The organism is Longimicrobiaceae bacterium (genome assembly GCA_035936415.1).
GTDB lineage: Bacteria > Gemmatimonadota > Gemmatimonadetes > Longimicrobiales > Longimicrobiaceae > JAFAYN01.
Genome location: DASYWD010000294.1, coordinates 1 through 18,652, shown reverse-complemented (window position 1 = coordinate 18,652; position 18,652 = coordinate 1). Strand labels below are relative to the sequence as shown.

General features: G+C 72.0%; 16 protein-coding genes. 4 read left to right on the top strand and 12 right to left on the bottom strand.

The features are described from left to right. The first annotated feature begins 107 nt into the window (after positions 1-107). A complete protein-coding gene (locus tag VGR37_11860) occupies positions 108-1,271 on the top strand; it encodes a glycosyltransferase family 1 protein (GenBank protein HEV2148090.1) in 1,164 nt (387 codons plus the stop codon). A 64-nt stretch (positions 1,272-1,335) separates the two neighbouring features. Beyond that, positions 1,336-2,562, top strand: a complete 1,227-nt coding sequence (glf, locus tag VGR37_11855) for a UDP-galactopyranose mutase (protein HEV2148089.1) — start codon at positions 1,336-1,338, stop codon at positions 2,560-2,562. A 91-nt stretch (positions 2,563-2,653) separates the two neighbouring features. Here the strand turns inward: glf and VGR37_11850 are convergent, their stop codons facing one another. Beyond that, positions 2,654-3,178 carry a hypothetical protein gene (locus tag VGR37_11850; protein HEV2148088.1) on the bottom strand — a complete coding sequence of 175 codons (525 nt, stop codon included), beginning with the start codon at positions 3,176-3,178 and terminating at the stop codon, positions 2,654-2,656. Next, complete coding sequence (locus VGR37_11845) at positions 3,154-3,582, bottom strand: hypothetical protein (protein ID HEV2148087.1); 429 nt, start codon at positions 3,580-3,582, stop codon at positions 3,154-3,156. The genes VGR37_11850 and VGR37_11845 overlap by 25 nt, the downstream gene beginning before the upstream one ends. A 521-nt stretch (positions 3,583-4,103) precedes the next feature. Between VGR37_11845 and VGR37_11840 the strand changes: the two genes are divergently transcribed. Next, positions 4,104-6,641, top strand: coding sequence for a family 16 glycoside hydrolase (locus VGR37_11840; GenBank protein HEV2148086.1), 2,538 nt, complete (start codon positions 4,104-4,106; stop codon positions 6,639-6,641). Positions 6,642-6,673: 32 nt separating this feature from the next. After that, positions 6,674-8,542 carry an alpha-amylase family glycosyl hydrolase gene (locus tag VGR37_11835; protein HEV2148085.1) on the top strand — a complete coding sequence of 623 codons (1,869 nt, stop codon included), beginning with the start codon at positions 6,674-6,676 and terminating at the stop codon, positions 8,540-8,542. Positions 8,543-8,582: 40 nt separating this feature from the next. Here VGR37_11835 and VGR37_11830 read toward each other — a convergent pair whose 3' ends face one another. The 10 genes from VGR37_11830 to VGR37_11785 all read right to left on the bottom strand — a co-directional run bounded on the left by VGR37_11830 (position 8,583) and on the right by VGR37_11785 (position 18,524). Then, complete coding sequence (locus VGR37_11830) at positions 8,583-10,064, bottom strand: hypothetical protein (protein ID HEV2148084.1); 1,482 nt, start codon at positions 10,062-10,064, stop codon at positions 8,583-8,585. Further along, entirely contained in the window at positions 10,061-10,888 is an 828-nt protein-coding gene (locus tag VGR37_11825; GenBank protein ID HEV2148083.1) for a hypothetical protein, read from the bottom strand. The genes VGR37_11830 and VGR37_11825 overlap by 4 nt, the downstream gene beginning before the upstream one ends. Continuing rightward, positions 10,885-11,466: a GNAT family N-acetyltransferase gene (locus VGR37_11820; protein ID HEV2148082.1), complete on the bottom strand. Its 582-nt coding sequence runs from the start codon at positions 11,464-11,466 to the stop codon at positions 10,885-10,887. The genes VGR37_11825 and VGR37_11820 overlap by 4 nt, the downstream gene beginning before the upstream one ends. 1,025 nt (positions 11,467-12,491) lie before the next feature. Beyond that, positions 12,492-13,568, bottom strand: coding sequence for a glycosyltransferase (locus VGR37_11815; protein HEV2148081.1), 1,077 nt, complete (start codon positions 13,566-13,568; stop codon positions 12,492-12,494). Further along, complete coding sequence (locus VGR37_11810; GenBank protein ID HEV2148080.1) at positions 13,562-14,392, bottom strand: PIG-L family deacetylase; 831 nt, start codon at positions 14,390-14,392, stop codon at positions 13,562-13,564. Before VGR37_11810 ends, VGR37_11815 begins: the two co-directional genes overlap by 7 nt. Further along, positions 14,382-15,254, bottom strand: a complete 873-nt coding sequence (locus VGR37_11805) for a hypothetical protein (protein HEV2148079.1) — start codon at positions 15,252-15,254, stop codon at positions 14,382-14,384. The genes VGR37_11810 and VGR37_11805 overlap by 11 nt, the downstream gene beginning before the upstream one ends. Positions 15,255-15,273: 19 nt before the next feature. Next, positions 15,274-16,053, bottom strand: coding sequence for a TIGR04290 family methyltransferase (locus VGR37_11800; protein ID HEV2148078.1), 780 nt, complete (start codon positions 16,051-16,053; stop codon positions 15,274-15,276). Between the two features lie 16 nt (positions 16,054-16,069). After that, positions 16,070-16,837, bottom strand: a complete 768-nt coding sequence (locus VGR37_11795; GenBank protein ID HEV2148077.1) for a nucleotidyltransferase family protein — start codon at positions 16,835-16,837, stop codon at positions 16,070-16,072. A 2-nt stretch (positions 16,838-16,839) separates the two neighbouring features. After that, positions 16,840-17,970 carry a glycosyltransferase gene (locus VGR37_11790; protein ID HEV2148076.1) on the bottom strand — a complete coding sequence of 377 codons (1,131 nt, stop codon included), beginning with the start codon at positions 17,968-17,970 and terminating at the stop codon, positions 16,840-16,842. Between the two features lie 230 nt (positions 17,971-18,200). Continuing rightward, the gene (locus VGR37_11785) at positions 18,201-18,524 is read right to left on the bottom strand and encodes a hypothetical protein (protein HEV2148075.1); all 324 of its coding nucleotides are present in this window, start codon (positions 18,522-18,524) and stop codon (positions 18,201-18,203) included. Positions 18,525-18,652 lie beyond the last annotated feature (128 nt).

Here is an 18,652-nt window from a genome sequence, read left to right as displayed (position 1 = left end):
CGGCGAACTGCCCCCGGCCCCCGCCATGGCACGGACCTTGAGCCCTGCCCTTCCCCCCCGGTGGGCCCCGGTCCACCGCCGCCCGAGCGACCCCGAGCACCGATGCCATGACGCCGGACCCGCAGCAGCAGCCCGCGCCCCGGGCGCCCGACCTGGTCTGCCTTTCGCACCTGCGCTGGGACTTCGTGTACCAGCGGCCGCAGCACCTCCTCAGCCGCTTCGCGCGCGAGCGGCGGGTATTCTTCGTGGAGGAGCCGCTTTACGACACGGACACGCCGTACCTGGCGGTGGATTCCCGCGCGGACGGCCTTCACGTCGTGGTGCCGCACCTGGTCCGGGGAAGGTGGAGCGAGGCGGAGGGCACGCAGCGGGAGCTGCTGGACACCCTGCTGCGGGAGCACCGCGTCAGCGAGTACCTCCTCTGGTACTACACGCCCATGGCGCTCCCCTTCACGGACCACCTGGAGCCGCTGGCGACCGTCTACGACTGCATGGACGAGCTCTCCGCCTTCCGGGGCGCCCCGCCGGCCATGCTGGAGCACGAGGCGGAGCTGCTGCGCCGCGCGGACCTCGTGTTCACCGGGGGGCAGAGCCTGTACGAGGCGAAGCGCGACCGGCACCCCGGGGTGCACCTCTTCCCCAGCAGCATCGACGCGGCGCACTTCGCGCGCGCCCGGAACGGCGCCCCGGACCTGCCGGCGCAGGCCGCGCTGCCCCACCCGCGCCTGGGCTTCTTCGGGGTGATCGACGAGCGGATGGACCTGGAGCTGCTCGCGGGGGTCGCGGACGCCCGCCCCGACTGGCAGCTCGTGATGGTGGGGCCGGTGGTGAAGATCGACGCGGCGGACCTCCCCCGGCGCCCCAACCTTCACTTTCCCGGCGGCGCGGACTACGCGGAGCTCCCCGCCTGGATCGCGGGGTGGGACGTGGCGCTGATCCCCTTCGCGCGCAACGAGTCCACCCGCTTCGTCAGCCCCACCAAGACGCCGGAGTACCTGGCCGCCGGGAAGCCGGTGGTCTCCACCCCCATCCGCGACGTGGTGCGCCCCTACGGCGACGCGGGGCTGGTCCGGATCGCCGGGACGGTGCCGGAGTTCGTCGCGGCCGTGGAAGCCGCCCTGGAGGAGAGTCCGGAGGCGCGGCGGGAATGGCTGGAGCGGGTGGACGCCTTCCTGGCGGGGAGCTCCTGGGACCTCACCTGGCGGGGCATGGTGGAGCGGATCGACGAGGTGGTCGCCGGGCGGGACGCCTCGCTCCACGCGGCGGATTGAAGCGGTCGGGAGCGCGGCAACGCCCGCGGCCCGTGACGGAAACCCGCGCTGAAAGGGCGCCTGTATGTTCGACTACCTGATCGTCGGTGCCGGGTTCGCGGGAAGCGTGCTCGCCGAGCGGCTGGCCTCCGGGGCCGGCAAGAAGGTCCTGGTGGTGGACCGCCGCAACCACGTGGGCGGAAACGCCTACGACCACCACGACGACCACGGGATCCTGGTCCACCGGTACGGGCCGCACATCTTCCACACCAACTCGCGCGACGTGTTCGAGTACCTGTCGCGCTTCACCGAGTGGCGGCCGTACCAGCACCGGGTGCTCGCCAGCGTGGACGGGCAGCTCGTCCCCATCCCCATCAACCTGAACACCATCAACCAGCTCTACGGGCTGACGCTGAGCTCGTTCGAGCTGGAGAAGTTCTTCGAGTCCGTGGCGGAGCCGCGGGAGCAGCTCCGCACCTCCGAGGACGTGGTGGTGAGCAAGGTGGGGCGGGAGCTGTACGAGAAGTTCTTCCGCAACTACACCCGCAAGCAGTGGGGGATGGACCCGTCGGAGCTGGACGCCTCCGTGACGGCGCGCGTCCCCACGCGCACCAACCGCGACGACCGGTACTTCACGGACACGTACCAGGCGATGCCCCTGCACGGGTTCACCCGGATGTTCGAGGCGATGCTGTCGCACCCGAACATCAAGGTCATGCTCAACACGGACTACCGGGAGGTCGAGGACGTCATCCCGTTCCGGGAGATGGTCTACACGGGGCCCATCGACGAGTTCTTCGACTTCCGCTACGGAAAGCTCCCGTACCGCTCGCTGGAGTTCCGGCACGAGACGCTGAACACGCCGGTGTTCCAGGCCGCCCCCGTGGTCAACTACCCCAACGAGCAGCTCTACACCCGCGTCACCGAGTTCAAGTACCTGACCGGACAGGAGCATCCCAAGACCAGCGTGGTCTACGAGTTCCCGTGCGACGACGGCGACCCGTACTACCCGGTGCCGCGCCCCGAGAACGCGGAGCTCTACCGGCGGTACAGGGCGCTCGCCGACGCCACCCCGGACGTTCATTTCGTGGGGCGGCTCGCCACCTACAAGTACTACAACATGGACCAGGTGGTGGCCCAGGCGCTCACCACCTTCGCGCGGATCACGGGCACCAAGCGCCCCAGGCAGCCCGACATCGGGCGGACGGAGCCCGCAGCGGCGCCGGCCGGACTCGCCGGGGGAGATGGAGCCCCGTCCCGGAACGTGGGGCGGGAGCCCATGGCCGCCGCTCCCCGAGCGGGAGAGGAGTAACCGCGGAGCCGGGCCGGCTGAACGGGCGTGCCGGTACTCACCCGGCGAGCGGGCGGCCTGCATGGGTACCAGTGAGGCGGTGCGAAGGCTGCTACCGCCGCGCGGTGTCGGCCCCAGGGCGATGCAGCGGCCTGCTCAGGTCCATTTCCCAGGGACTGGGATCCGGGCCGGTAGACGCGCCCTCTCGATAGTTGGCAAGCCCCTCGGCGCGCGTGAACCCTGCGTCCTGCGCCGCGTTCACGGCGAGGATCACGTCGTAGCCGACGACTCCGGGATCGCTCAGGATGTAGACGGATCTCCGGAACTGTGCCGGGTTCTCGCGGCGCAGCCGCTTCGAAAGCTGCTCGGCGGTGAGGGCATCGGGGTCGCCCGCGACGAAGTATTGTCCGCCCGGCTTGATCCGAAGCTGCAGGCCGGTCGCGGCGATCTCCGATCGTGCGGCGGCAGGCGCGGACGGCGCTCGATCGTCCTGCGGACCGCAGCCGGATGCCCCGAAGGTGAGGGTGAGCAATGCTGTGCATACCAGGACAGAACGCGTCGGTGACATGATGGCCTCTCGTCTCGGGTTGAAAACGGGATCAGGCATCCGGATCATGCGGAGATGGGTATCGGCCACGAGACCATCGGCCTTCCGTCGCAGTCGGTGACGATCGCACGACCGTAGCTGTCGAAGCCGAGCAAGGAAGGGTAACGCGCCGCGAGATCTTCAACAGCCCGCCTTTCGCCCCGTTCGGCGAGCTTCCCAACTGCATCCACCAGCATCACGCCGAAGAGGCTGCACGAAAAATGGTTTCCGGTACAGTTGCCGTACTGAGAGTTCGAATGGCAGCTGTTGAAGGCGGAACAGTGCATGTACCAGTAGCTGCCGAACCATGAATGCCCGAACACGTGCGCGGTGCCATCGTAGTTGTCGTAGCACCTCCCGCAGGTACCATCCTCCTCCTGAGCCGCGATAGGCGGGGTAAACACTGCAGCGGCGAGAACCACCGCTGCCACTGCCGCGCTGATGAGCCGTGTCATACGCACCTCCTCGTCCAGGTTGGGGCTCGATCCGGACACCATGCGCCCACACGGGCCGGCGGCCTCCCGATAGGTGCGCCACCTCGCCGCACTTTATGTGCCGATTCTTCTAGATCGTAGGGCGGCAATTGCCACGGGGAACAGGGTGTCAGGCGGACTGAGCCCGCGGTGGCGTCAGCAGGCGGCGGGTGGGGAAGCGGAGCCCCGTCGCCGAAGCCGATTCGGCCGCGCCTGGGCTCCGGACCGCGACGAGGGGACAGAGCTTCTCCCGCGCCGGTGGGGCAGCCGTGTCCCACTCCTGTTCTTCCCAGGACCCACCCTCGTGCCCGGCCTCCCGCCGCGCGCCTTGGGATTCCCCCGTCTGCCCAGCACTTTCGCGTGCACGGATCGATGCGCTCCCTCTGGCGCATTGTTCGCATCGGACGCCCTGCCGTCGGCGCTCCACCCGTCCTCGCCCTCGCCCGCGGACACAGCCGGATCCGGCTCCGCGGCGCCCACCCCCCCGGCCCGAGAGGTGCACCATGGCCGCAAAGATCGGTGTCGAGAAGACCCACTTCACGCTGGACGTGCTCGGGCGCTACACCTGCAACACGGACATGGAGGCGGCCGAGGCGACGAATCGACCGGATGCCCGCCCCTTCGACGTGATCGTCATCGGAGGTGGAAGCTTCGGCCCCATCCTGGCGCAGAACGTCTTCTTCGACGATACGACCCACAGCCGGCGCGTTCTCGTGCTCGACGCGGGCCCGCTCGCCCTCCCGGAGCACCAGCAGAACCTCCCCGTCCTCGGCGACGTCGAGTCCGTCGTCCGGGAGGTGCCGTGGCAGGCCGATCCCCGCCTCGCGTTCTCCGGGCTGAGAATCATGCTGGGCGGGCGCTCCGCCTTCTTCGGGGGGTGGTCGCCGCAGCTGCTGGACGACGCGCTGCACACGGAGATGCCCCGCACCCGGTGGCCGGACTCCGTCGTCCAGGAGCTCAAGACCACGTACTTCCCGGGCGCGGCGCAGCAGCTCGCCGTGGACGAGACCAACGACTTCATCTTCGGCGAGCTGCACGAGGTGCTGCGGCAGCGTCTGGCCGCCGGAATCGACAACGGCAAGGTCACCGGGGCGATCCCGCTCGACGACCTGGAGCTGCGCCTCAGGGTGGATCCCGCCACACCCGCCGCTACGCAGCGGCTGATGAAGCTGGAGGCGCCGCTCGCCGTGCAGAGCAAGTCGCCCCGCCCGGGCTTCTTCCCGTTCAACAAGTTCAGCGCCGTACCGCTGATCATCCGCAGCGCCCGCGAAGCCCAGTTCGAGGTGGGAGAGCTGCTGGACGACCGCACGGAGCTGGGTGAGAACGAGCGGAAGGGGGACGACGCCAAGAAGCGGTACATGGTCGTCCCGCGCATCCGCGTCACCCGGCTGGAGACCGGCCCCGGCGCCGACGGCCAGGCGCGGGTCACCGGGATCCACGCCCGGCGGCTGGAGGCCAACGGGAGCGAGACGGACGTCGCCTTCCCGGTCCGCGAGGGGGCCAGGGTGGTGATCGCGCTGGGCACCATCGAGTCGGCGCGGCTGGTGCTCAACTCCTTCTCCGGACTCCCCCGGCAGGACCTCGTCGGGGCCAACCTGATGGCCCACCTGCGATCGAACGTGGTGATGCGCATCCCGCGCGGCTCGCTGCCGGGAGGCCTCCCCCGGGAGCTGCAAGCGTCCGCGCTGCTGATGAAGGGGGCGCACCGCTACCAGGACGGCGACGGGGCGACCGGGTACTTCCACCTGCAGATCACCTCCGCCGGGCTGGACAACCTCACGGACGACGACCACGTCGAGCTGTTCATGAAGGTGCCCGACATCGACTTCTTCGAGGACGTGGCCCAGGCGGACGACCAGCACGTCGTCATCACCATCCGCGGCATCGGCGAGATGGAGCCCGACAACCCGGCCAGCCGGGTCGTCCCGGAGCCGGGGACGGACCGGGTGCGCGCCATGATCGTGCCGAGCGCGCGGGACGAGGAGCTGTGGGACGCCATGGACCGGGCTTCCGACCAGGTGGCGCGAGTCTTCGCGGGCGGCAAGGACTTCGAGATCCGGATGCCCGACGGACGATGGAAGCCCGTCACCCCGGCGTCGGACCTGGAGCAGGAGCTGCCCTTCACCTTCCGCGACCAGGGCCGGTTCGATGGAGAGGCGGGCCGCCGGGGCAGGCGAGACCGCCTGGGGACGACGCACCACGAGGCCGGCACGCTCCGGCTGGGATCGAGCCCGGACGATTCGGTGGTCGACGAGAACTGCAGGCTCTGGGGGGTGGAGAACGCCTACGTCGCCGGGCCCATGCTCTTCCCCACCATCGGCTCGCCGAACCCCATGCTGACCGGGACCGCCTTCGCGCGGCGGCTCGCCACTCACCTGGTGGAGACGATGCCCCACCACGTCCCCGTGGCGACCCCCGGCTTCACGCTGCTCTTCGACGGGCGAACGCTCGGCGGGTGGAGGATGTCCACGATCCGCGACGAGAACGGCCAGGAAGCGGGGCGGACCAATCCGGGGCGCTTCATCGTGGTGGACGGCGCCCTGGAGGCGACCCCCGGCACCGGCCTGGGCCTGCTCTGGCACGCCGAGCCCATGCCGCCGGACTACGTCCTGAAGCTGCAGTGGAAGCGCTTCCGGCACGAGGCCAATTCCGGCGTGCTCCTGCGGTTTCCCGACCCGCGGAGCAAGGGCTACCGGAACACCGCCTGGGTGGCCAGCCACTTCGGCTACGAGGTGCAGATCGACGAGCTGGGCGCGCCGGACGGAGCGGACAGGCATCGCACCGGCGCGATCTACGGCGTGGAGGCCCAGACGCTCTCCCTCCAGGGCGCCCGGCCCGCGGGCGAGTGGAACGACTACGAGATCCGGGTGGAGGGCAACCGCTTCACCGTGCTGCTGAACGGCGTGCAGGTGACGGACTTCCTCAACGGCGACCCAGACCGCGGGCAGCCATCCACCGACGCCGTGCCGACCTACGTGGGACTGCAGATCCACCCCGGCTCGCGGATGGCGTTCCGGAACGTCGAGTTCAGACCGCTCTGAGCCCCCACAGTCCCTCCACGCAGGGTGCCACGATGATCGACCTGAACGAGGTGGGTGCAGCGCCGTACCGGGACGCCGCGGGGCACCGCCGGGTCCGCTTCGGGCTGTACCTGCCGGGAATCACCTACGACAAGGGCTACCGAGTCCGGGTGCGCGTCATCCACGCGCGCGACCAGTTCGTGCGGGAGATCGAGCCCCGGGTCTACGACCTGTTCTGGCACAAGGGCTCGCCGCTCGACCTGTGGGACACGACCGTGGACCTCACGGCCGACGCCGCGGGCAACTTCGGCGCGGAGGGCCGCTACCTCTACCGCTTCCAGCTGCTGAGAGGGGAAGAGGTGGTGACCTTCTGGTTCGCGGACCCGTTCGGGCGGGCCGCCGGCCGGGGCACCGTTTCGGCCTTCGACGTGGAGGACGCCCCGGAGCCGTTCGACTGGAACGACGGGGCGTTCCGCGTCCCCGAGGTGGACCGGATGATCGTGTACGAGCTGCACGTCGGCGAGTTCAACGAGACGTTCGACGGCCTCGTCGCACAGCTGCCGTACCTGCGGAGCCTGGGCGTGAACGTCCTGGAGCTGATGCCGGTGTCCAACGTCAAGGAGGACGTCGAGTGGGGGTACACGCCGCTGGGCTACTTCGCGCCGGACGACCGGTACGGAGGCCCCGAGGGGATGAAGCGCCTGGTCCGCGCGTGCCACGAGCAGGGGATCGCCGTCATCGTGGACGCGGTGTACGCCCACGCCCACCCGGAATTCCCCTACAACCTGGTGTACGAGACCTCGGGGGAGCCGAACCCCATGATGGGCCCCTTCGCGGAGGAGTTCTTCGCGCGCGCGGGGGTGGACTACGACCGGGAGTTCGCCCGCGAGTACTTCTTCGCCGTCAACCGGCACTGGCTGGAGGAGTACCACGTGGACGGCTTCCGCTACGACTACGTCCCCGGGATGCTCGACGGCCCGACCGGCAACGGCTACGCGGCGCTGGTGCACCACACCTACCGGCACTCGCAGCAGCCCGGGGCGTTCCCCCGCTTCGCGGGGCCGGACGGCCGCAGCCTGATCATCCAGTGCGCCGAGCACCTGCCGGACGCGCGGGGGATCCTCTCCACCACGTACTCCAACACCTGCTGGCAGAACGGACTGCTCGACGAGGCGGGCGCGCAGGCGGGCGGGCCCGTCCGGGTCTCGTTCGCGCACCAGCTGGACCCGGAGCTCATCGGCTACCCCAGCCACTACCGAAACCCGGCGACCGGCGAGGTCCTCCCGGCGGCTCCGTTCCAGTACCTCGAGTCGCACGACCACAGCCGGTTCATCAACCGCTTCGGCGAGCAGCGGCTGCGCGACCTGCTCGACCAGCCGTACGGCGACCGCGGCCAGTTCTACCGGACGCAGCCGTACGTGATCGCCCTGTACACGTGCAAGGGCGTCCCGATGCTCTGGCACGGGCAGGAGTTCGGCGAGAACTGGAGCGTTCCCTCCGGCGGGCTGGGGCGGGTGCTGCTCAGCCGGCCGCTGCACTGGGAGTACTTCTACGATCCGATGGGGAAGGCGCTGATCCGGCTCTACCGCATCATGGCCTCGCTGCGGTCTCGCTACCGCGCGCTGCAGAGCCGCGGCTACCTGTACTACTACGACGACCCCTTCCACCGGCGCAACGGGATCGTCGCGTACCGGCGCAGGGCCGAGCCCCGCGACGGCGCTCCCGCGGAGGACATGGTCGTGGTCCTGAACTTCTCGGACCGCGACGTGGACGCCTGGATCCCGTGGCCGGCGGCGGGGAGCTGGCGGGAGCTCATCGACGAGGCCGACGGCCACCGGCCCTCCGTGCAGGTGCAGCAGGACGGCGAGTGGAAGCCGGTGCGGGTGCCCTCCAGCTACGGGGCCGTGTACCTCCACCAGTAGAGGCGGTGGGTGGGAGGCGCCGCCCGCGGCTTCCGGGCATTCACCCCACCCGCTGCACCGCCAGCGCGAGGTCCGCGGCGAACGGCGGCACCTGCAGCCGCAGCCCGTCCTCCCCGGGCGCCGCCTCCGCCTCCCATTCGCCTGCGACCTGGCCGGCGTCGGTGTCCCAGGCGGTGACGCGGCAGCGCCCCGCGGCGAGCCCCGGCACGCGCACCTCGCAGGTGCACGGCTCCACGTCGCGCCGCAGCCGTCCGTCCCGGCCGAGGGTGTCCGTGCGCAGCAGCCACACCACCGCCTGGCCGTCGTCCCCGCAGGCGAAGCGCGCCAGCGTGGGCACGGAGACCTCCAGCTCCTCGTTGAGGTTGCGGCGGCGGAAACGGGTCCAGTCGATCAGCGGGAGGAAGTCCGCCAGCGCGCGCTGGGCCCGGCGCATGCCCGGCGTCAGCACGTGCGGGTGGCGGTTGGGCCAGCGCATCCCGCCCCCGGCCCCGCCGGAGGCGAAGTGCGCCCACTGCATGTGGCGGAAGTACTCGTCGTCGAACGGCTCGGGGAGGATGCGGTGCCGGTCCTTGAAGGCGTGGATCGGCCCGTGCTCGCTGTCGAAGAAGGGGCGCAGGTCCGGGGTCTCCGCCAGCGCGGCGCGCGTCAGCCGCCCCGTGCTGAGCGCAGGGGCGACGGTGTCGCGCGGGTCGTCGATGGTCCCCTTCTCGTAGAAGTGGCTGTTGGCGACGTCCAGATCCGGGTGGCGGAGGATGGGGTCCACCAGCGCCGGGTGCGAGATCAGCTCCGGCCCGAACACGGAGACCGTCTGGGGATGGGCGCGGCCGTGCAGGCGCAGCTCCAGGCCGCGGAGGAAGCGGCTCAGGTCGGCGATGACGTCGTGGAACTCGTGGAAGCGCCAGTCGCCCTGCGCGGGGTGGAACTCGTTCCACAGGTCCCAGGCGAAGAGCGCGCCGCTCCCCCCCCAGCGCTCCGTCGCGAAGGCCAGGCGCCGCTTGACGGCCTCGCGGGTCGCGGGACAGACCAGGAGCTGCGTGCGGTCCGCGCACGGCCCGCCGTTCCTGCGGTTGTAGGGGTGCTGGTGCCAGCGGATCCAGGTGAAGAAGGTGTCGAACGGGGTGAGCAGGATCCGCATCCCCGTCCGCTCGCAGAGCGCGAACAGGTCATCCCAGAGGCGCACCATGTTGGGCTGGAAGACGCCCGCCGGCCGCTCCAGGTAGCGGTGCTCCCGGTGCACGTACTCCAGCATCAGCCGCAGCACCGTGACGCCGTGCTCCCGCAGCCAGCGCAGGTGCGCCTCCACGCCGGGGAGGTCGCGGCGGCGGAAGAGCCCCGCCAGCTCGGGCCAGGTGATGGCGTCGTTCTGGCCGATGGGCGTCCAGGGCTCCCCGTGCTCGGTGACGAAGTACGGCGCGCCGGGCGCCACCTGGATCCAGGGGAGCGCCGGGGACGCGTCGGGGGGGGAGGAGCGGGTCGGGGCGGGCCGCGGCCGGGCTCGGGCGACGTTCCTGGCCGTGCTCATCGCCCCGCCGCCGAGGGGATCCCCACCCGCTCGTACAGCGCGTCGCGGTGCCGCTGCCAGTGCTCGCGCAGGCACTCCGTGGCGGGGCGGCCGTAGTAGTCCCACGGGAGCGACCGCTCGTTCAGCCCCACGAAGTGGGCGCCGTACCGGCCGGGCCCGGGAAGGTGCGGCGGGAAGGGGGAGGTGATGGCCACCTCCTCCACCCGGACCACCACCGGCGGCTTGCGGCGCGAGGCCGCGGCCACCTGCAGTCCCTGCTCGTCCAGCTCCGAGCTCATCACCACCGGGTTCTCGCGCAGGAGCGCCCGCATCTCGCCCTCGAAGTCGAACCCCGGCGGGATGCCGCGGATCCCCGAGTTCCTGGGCTCGTCGCCCGCGTAGCGCGCGAACTGCCCGTGCGCCGGCGTCACGTCCGCGGCGATCAGGCAGCGCTCCCGGTCTCCGGCCTCCAGCCACGCCCGGATGGACTCCGGCATCTCCCACAGGATGCAGTCGTTGTCGAAGGAGATCTCCCAGCGGTCGGGGTAGACCTGGAGGGGATCGAACTTCCACGCCTTCCCCTCCACCATGTTGTCCAGGTCGCAGTGGGGGAGGACCCACTCCGGGAGGCGGCCGGACGCCTTCAGCCAGCGGACCCCGTCCGGGAGGCGGCCGGTGCGCTCGCGCGCCTCCTCCAGCGGGACGGAGTTCACGCAGACGGTGTACGCCGCCTCCGGCCCGAACACCTTCCACCCGCCCCAGACGGCGAGCCGCAGCGCCTCGAACCCCTCCGGCGTCACGTCGCCGATGGTCCACCGGATCCCCACCTTCCGTCCCTGCGTCATCCCTCCCCTCCGTCCGACGTGGGGCCGCCCGGGTCCGCGCCGCGGGGCGACAATTCCTTCTGCAGGAACCACTGGTCCACGGGGACGCGGTGGTGCGTCCCCTCCGGCGTGGTGTACTCGTACTCCTCGTACTCCTCGCGCACCACCCGGTACCCCACCCGCTCGTAGAGGCGGCGGGCGTCCGGGTTGTCCTTTTCGACCCCGATCTCCGCCCGGGCAAAGCCTCGCGCGCGCAGCGCCTCCTCCGCCGCGGCCAGGAGCCGCGAGCCGATCCCCATCCCCTGGAAGGGGGGGAGCACCCGCACCGCCCAGAGGAGCCCGGTGCCGAGCAGCGCGCGCGCCCGGAGGTTGATCCAGGCCTGGCCCACGGGGAAGCGGTTCGCCTCCGCCACCAGCATCAGGTTCTCCCCGCGCCGCTGCATGGCGAACGCCTCGTGGATGATCTCCCGGTGCGGGGTGAACATCCCGAACCATTCCAGCCCTTCCAGGTCGTCCTCCCGGCAGGTGCGGATCACCACCTCCACCGGCCGGGTGAACCGGTCGAACGTTTCCGCCTCGCCGTCCTCGTCGCGCTTCACTTTCGCACTCCCGCACTCCGGCACTTTCGCACTCTTCTCCTCTTCTGCGGCCGGTCCTCCGTGCCCCAGGCGTACTTGTAGTCCTCCCGGCCGCGGAGGAAGTCGAACTCCGCGCACCCTCCCGCACCGCTTCCTCCACCGCGTGCCGAACGATCAGCCCTCCAGGGCTCACCTTGTCCCACTCCGGGTCGAAGCCGCTGATGTAGGAATACCCCCGGCCCCGGGCCGCGAAGCCGTAGTGGACGGCCACCGTCGCGCCCCCGACGCGGAGAGCGTGCAGGCGCAGCCAGCCACGCGCCAGGAACCCTGCGGCCACGTCCCGGTGGAAGTCCGCCACCCCGGGGTCGTGCAGCACGCCGTCCTCCCCCCGCTCCGTCCAGCGCGCGCGGTGCAGGCGCAGGAGCGCGTCGAAGGTCTCGTCCAGGCTTTCACGGTCCGCCGCCTCGAAGCGGACCTCCCCGGCCTTGCCGGCGCGCCGGTGCCGATAGCGCAGGTTCGTCAGCAGCTTCCCAGGGACGGTCTCCGCCAGCCCCTCCACGGAGTCCGGGAGCGCGGCCGTGGGACAGGGCTCCTCCTCCTCGACGCACTCCGACAGCCCGTCCGGGAGCGGAGCCCTGAGAAGCGGCGAGGCCGCGGGGAGGTCGCGGAAGTCGCAGGTGTCCCAGCGGTCGTGGTGCGCCGCCAGGTACGAGAGAAAGGCCCCGGCGCCTCCGCGGACCTCCGGGTCCACCAGGACGTCCAGGTGGTCCGTGATCCCGTTCCCCACCAGCGTGACCTGCCGCGTCCCGCTCTCCGGGTCCGTGTAGACGAAGAAGGGGGCGAGGCCCACGAGGCGGCCGTCCCGCCGCAGCGCCAGCGTCCACAGCCCCTCCCCGCCGAAGCGGCGCCACCAGGGGAGGAGCCACTCGGGCGACTGGAAGGGCGTGGCGTCCGGGGAGCGGTCCCAGAGCGCCGACCACTCGGCCCGGAGCGCCTCCAGCTCCGCGGTGGCGGTCAGCTCCTCCACGCGGAGCGCGGCGCCCGCCTCAAGCAGCGTCGGCACGCGCCCCCTCCGCACCGCGGCCACCGACCGTGCCGGCCGAGACGCGGGTGTACAGCTCCAGGTACCGATCCGTCATGGCCTGCAGGGAGAAGCGCTCCCGGGCGGCGGCGCGGCACTCCTCCCGGTCCAGCGTGTCCACCGCGGGGATCGCGTCGGCCATCTCCCGCACGTCGTCCACCAGGAAGCCGGTGCGCCCGTGCTCCACGATCTCCGGGAGGGCGCCGGACCGGAAGGCGATCACCGGCGTCCCGCAGGCCAGCCCCTTCATCGCCACCAGCGAGCTGGTCTCGGGGGCGCGGCTGGGGACCAGGAGGCAGTGGGCGGCGTTCAGGCAGCGGCGCTTCCGCGCGAAGTCCAGCGGCCCCAGGAAGCGGCGGCTCCGGTCCAGCCGCGGCCGGACCTCCCGCGCGAAGTAGCGCTCGTGCTCCTCGTACGGGAACACCTTCCCGCCGATCAGGAGCGGCACCCCGGCGCCGCGCGCCGCCTCCAGCGCGTGGTGGAACCCCTTCTCCGGGCAGACCCGCCCCAGCGCCACGGCGAAAGAGCGGCGGGCGTGGCGCGCGGCCAGGCGGTCCACGGGGACCCCGTTGGCGATGTGCGGGAGGAGCGCGGCGGAGGGCGGGCAGGCGCGCTGCTGCGCCTCGGAGACGCAGTGCAGCCAGGTGTCCCGGCGGGCCGTCCGGAACACCTCCGCGGGGTACCAGGAGGGCGGCAGGTGCAGCGTGGCCAGCACCGGGACGCCCGGGGGCGGGAGGTACTCCGGGAAGTCGATCCCGTGCAGGTGCACCAGGTCCACCGGGTGCCGCTCCAGCGCGTCGCGAATCGCCGCACGGTGGCGCGCCCACGGCACCCGCTGCGCCTGCTCCGTGATGGCCCCCTCGTGCCCGGGGGTGGCGACGAGCTCCCCCGCGACCTCGGATCCCTCCTGCGCCACCACCAGCGAGCGGTGCCCCGCCCGAACCAGCGCCGCGTCCAGCTGGAAGAGGACCTGCTCGGCCCCCCCCACCGCGCCCGCCCCCACCCCGGCGAAGGCGTACGCCACGCTCAGCACGGTCAGCACGGGGCCTCCCCGGTCCCGAGCGCCTCCAGCGCCTCCCGCGCCCGGGCCCGCCACTCGGCGCCCGTGCACCCCCAGCCGAAGCGCTCGTAGTTGAGCGTCCCGGCGTGCGGCGGCCGGGTGAAGTCGTACGCGGGCGCGGCGCGGAACTGCTCCCGGTCCGTGGGGAACCGGGCCAGCGTTTCCCGCTGCGTGGCGAAGCAGGCCAGCATCGCCTCCTTCCGGGTCCTCTCCGTCTCGGTCAGCACGGCCTCCACCTCCTCCCCTCCCGCCGCGGGAAGGAACTCGCACGTCGCCAGCCCCTCGCTCCGCGCGTGGTAGGAGGCGAACTCCACCAGCGCCGGGAGGGCGGCCCCCTCCGCACGGAGGAGGTATAGAGCGGAACGCATGGCGAATGCCGCCGCGTCGTGGTCCGGGTGCCCGCCCTCGTACGGGTGGGTCAGAACCAGCGCGGGACGCAGCTCCCGCAGCACCTCCGCCGCCCGCCGCGCCAGCCCCGCCAGGTCGAGCGACGCCTCCTGGTCGGCCAGGCGCAGCGTGCGGAGCCGCCCCGGACTGATCCCGGCGAGCGCCAGCGCGGCGCGCAGCTCCTCCCGGCGGACGCGGGCGTACTCCTCGCGCGAGGCCGTCTCCGGCGCCCCCCACCACCGCCGGTCGCGCGGGGCCCCGTCGGTGACGTGGACGATCGTCACCTCCGGAAGCCGTGGCAGGAGCGACGACGCGCCCACGGTCTCGTCGTCCGGGTGGGCGGCGAAGACGAGCGCGGGGCCGGCGAAGTGACCGGCCCCGCGCAGGAAGTCCATCACCTCGCCCGTGTCAGGTGGCATAGCGCCGTGTCATCCGCGCGCAGAAGTCCGCGAACTCCTCGATGCGCCTGGGCGGGCTGGTGTAGTGCGGGACGACGCCGGCGTGCTCGGGCGTGAAGCAGAAGGTCACGGTGACGTCGAACTCCTCCAGCGCCCGCATCTGCCGGTCGAACCAGCGCTCCGCCTCCGGACGGTGGTCGTCCGACCAGCTCAGCCCGGTACGGAGCTTCTTCACCCCCAGGTCGCGCAGGCAGCGCACGGCATGGTCCAGCCGCGGGTCCTCGAAGTGGAACCACTGGCAGACCCCCATCTCCGGGGTGAACTCCGCGAAGCGGCGCTGCGCCCGCTTGGGCCTCCCGTCCGGGCCGAAGAGCCCCATGTGGAAGTGCCGGAAGTACGACGACCCCTCGCGCTCCCTGTGGCGGGTGGTGGCCCCCCATGCGCGGGGGAGGTCGAAGAGCGAGTACCAGTGGATCCGCCCCACCTGCCCCAGGAGCAGCTCCGCGGTCCGCAGCAGCCCGTACTCCTGCGTCTCCTCCGCCGCGAAGGTGGAGACCCCCACCTCCGACACCCACACGGGGAGCTCCGTCTCCGCACGGACGGCCGCCAGCTTCTCCGGCCACTCCTCGATCATCCACAGGTTCCAGTCCAGCGGGAACCCGTGCACCGCCACCACGTCGAGCACGTCCAGCACCCCCTGCTCGCGCATGTTGCGGATGAACCACGGGTCGATGGGGGAGATCCCCCCCAGCACCCTGAGCACCCGCGGGTTCTCCGCCGCCACCGCGCGCGCCGTCTCCCGGGTCATCTCCGCGAAGGTGCGCCACCCTTCGTCGATCCCGAAGTCCCAGTGCGAAGTGTTGTTCGGCTCGTTCCAGATCATCACCGCCTCGACCACCGGCCTACCTCCCCCGGGCGGGGTAGACGGCGCGCGGCTCCGCGTCCGGGAGCTCCGTCACACGGCACAGGTAGACCTCGTCCTCGGGGTGCTCCACGACGCGGAACCCGGCGCTGCGCAGCATGGCCTCGGCGCAGGCGGCGTTGGGGATCCACCAGTTGGTGGGGTCGCCCGTGTAGCGGCGCTCCACAAAGTGCATCTTGGGGTAGTCGGGGCGGTCGAACACCTCCGTCTCCGCGAAGGGGTAGTCCGGCTCCAGCGGCTCCACCTCCCGGCTCCCGCGCTGCATGCTCTGGAAGAGCAGCAGGTCGCCCACCACGTGCTCCCGCAGCAGGTCGAGCGCCAGGAGCGGGTGCCGCAGGTGGTAGAGCACCCCCATGAAGATGACGAAGTCGAACTTCTCCCCCAGCCGGCCCACGTCGTACACGGAGAGCTTGCGGTACTCGACGTCCAGCCCGTTGACCTCCGCGGCGAAGCGGGCCTGCTCCAGGTACAGGTCCTCGCTGTCGATCCCCACCACGCGCTCGGCCCCGCGCCGCTTCATCTCCATGGAGTAGAAGCCCGCGTTGCACCCGATGTCGAGCACCGTCTTCCCCGTGAGGTCCTCCGGGATCACGCGCGCGAACCTGCGGAACTTGAACGACGGGTAGTCGCCCAGGAAGTGCCCCGGCGCCGTGCGCACTCCGCGCAGGTCCAGGTTGTGGAACCAGGGCTCCAGCGCGCGGACCCGATCCCGGATCGCGTCCGTCGAAAGGCCTCCCTCCACTTCGGCTGCCAGGTTCACCGCGTTTCCTCCCGCCTCAGGTGAGCGCCACGGGGCCCGCGGGGAGGGCTTCCGCCCCCGCCGGCCGCTCCTCCAGCACGTGGATCGCCTCGCGATACCCGTGCAGCGTCCCCACGTCCACGTACGCCTCGCCCGCCCGCACCCCGCGCGCCTCGCCGCCGCGCGCCAGCCAGGCGTTGACCAGCGTCCCGATGTACTCGTCCCTCCGCCCCCGCTCCTGCCAGAGCTCGTGCAGCTCGGCCAGCACGGAGCCGCGGAGCTTGAACGCGCCCCAGATCCAGTGCGACTCCGCGCCCGCCTGCTTCACCTGGATCTCGCGCACCCGGCCCTCCTCGTCCGTGACCACCGCGTCGAAGAACTCCGGGCGATCCACCGGGAAGAGCAGGAAGGAGAGGCACCCGTCCGGGAGCGCGGCGAGCCCGTCCTCCGGGAACCAGATGGTGTCCGGGAGCCCCACCAGCACCTGCTCGCGCGGCTCGATCAGCGGGAGGGCCCGGAAGATGGAGTCGCAGAGCCCGGCCGGCTTCGGCTGCACCACGTAACAGACCCTGGCCGGGCCCACCTCGCCGCCGTAGTAGCCCAGGATGTCGGACTTCCCCGGGGAGATCACGAAGCAGATCCGGTCGGCCCCGCCGCGGACCATCCGCTCCACCAGGTACTCGCTCACGGCCCGCGGGCGCTCCACCCCGTCCTCCATGCGGCTCCCCACGGGGAGCAGCTCCTTGGAGAAGGCCAGGGGCTGGATGCGGCTCCCCGCCCCGGCGGCCGGTACGATCCCCCACATCGTCACACCTCCATCGAAAGGGTCCCGTCGGGCTCCGGCACGTCCGCGCCGCCGAACGGGTCCCGCCCGGCGAAGGCCGCCTCCAGCGCGGCCTCCAGCTCGCGGGCGCGCCGGTCCGCGGTGTGCTCGTCCAGCGTCCGCTCCCGCGCCCGCCGGGCGATCCGCTCCAGCTCCTCCTGCGGCATCCGCAGCGCGGCGAGCGCGTCCCCGGTGGTCCGCCCCACCAGGATCTCCTCCCCGGGGGCGAAGAACTCGTCCAGCCCCTCCCAGGCGTCGCTCAGGATGGGCGTCCCGCACGCCGCCGCCTCGAACAGGCGCCCGGAGGGGCAGTGCCCCATCCGCGCCATGGCCCCGCGGGTCACGTTCAGGGTGATGCGCGAGGACGAGTAGAAGGCCGGGTGGTCGCCGGGCGGGAGGTGCCGGACGAAGAAGACGTTCTCCGTCCAGGGGAAGTCCTGCGGGTAGAGCGCCCCGCCGATCAGGAAGCGCTGCTCCGGGCACCGGCGCGCGGGCTCGATGAAGAGGGTCTCCAGCGCGGCCTGCCGGTCCGCGGCGTAGGTGCCCAGGTACGACAGGTCGGCGCGGAAGGTGTCGTCCGGCGGGACGCGGCGGTGCACCTCCGGGTCCGCGCTCCCGTACAGCGGCACGGCGCGGCGGGCGCCCAGCCGTGTGCGCAGCTCGCGCAGGGCGGCGCCCCCGGTGAAGCTGAGCACCAGGTCGAAGTCGCCCAGCCCCCAGGGGGGGAGGTACGGCACCGTCTCCCCGCGCTCCAGCGCCTGGAGCGTGACGGGGGTGTCCATGTCGTAGAAGACCCGCAGCGGGGTGCGGGCGCCCAGCAGGAGCTCGGAGGCGGCGACCCCGTCCGGGCAGTACGAGGTCACCATCCCCACGTCGGCGTCGTCCAGGTGCCGCCGCGCGGCCGGGAGCGCCTGCTCCCACTCCGGGTAGAGCACCAGCTCCCCCCCCTCCAGGCGGTGCAGGTCGCGGTGCTCGGCGTAGTAGGGTACGTCGCGCTCGAAGAAGACCACCTGGTGGCCGCGGGCGGCGAGGGCTCGACAAAGGCCACGCCACAAGGTGGCGTGGCCGTTCCCCCACGAGGAGCTCACCGTCAGGCCGAAGATGACCAGTTTCATGCAGCCGCTGCACCCCTCCCTGGTGACGGACGCGGCGCGGGAGCCATTCGTACGCCTCCCGCGGGCCGGTCCCGGCCGGCGAAAGCGGCTGCGGGACAGGGGCGAGTTCCGCGAAATCCATGCCTTGCGGAGGCCCGAGGAACGTAGATGCCCTGGAAATTCCGGGACGTGCGGAGGTTATCCGGACGCCGGGAACATGTGGCGGACGGGCCGCCGGAGGGAAGGGGCGATCACGGGAGCGGCCCTCCCCCGGCGCCCTCGCCGGGCTCCGGCAGCAGCTCGCCGATCTGGGCCAGAGAGGTCTCCAGGACCACCACGTGGCGGAGCACGTCGGGCCGGCGCTGCCCCAGCTCGCGGAGCAGCCCGGCCAGGGTGGCGGAGAGGCCGCCGCGGTTGGGCACTTCCAGGTCGTACAGCATGGCGATGGCCGCGCTGGCGTCCATCTGCATCTCCCGGGGGCTCCCCGGCAGCCGGCGTGTCATCCGGCGGAGGAGCCGGTCCAGCGTGGCGTGCAGGCGCCGGAGCTCTTCGGCGGAGGGGGCGGGGTGGTCCATGGACGACGGGTCTCGCGAGGGTGGAGGCGATGCGGGCGAGAGGCCACGTCAATGTTCGGCGCCGCGGACGGGGCGCGCAAGCTCCGCCGCCGGGCAGCGGCGAGGGGGGGGGGGGGGGGGGGGGGGGG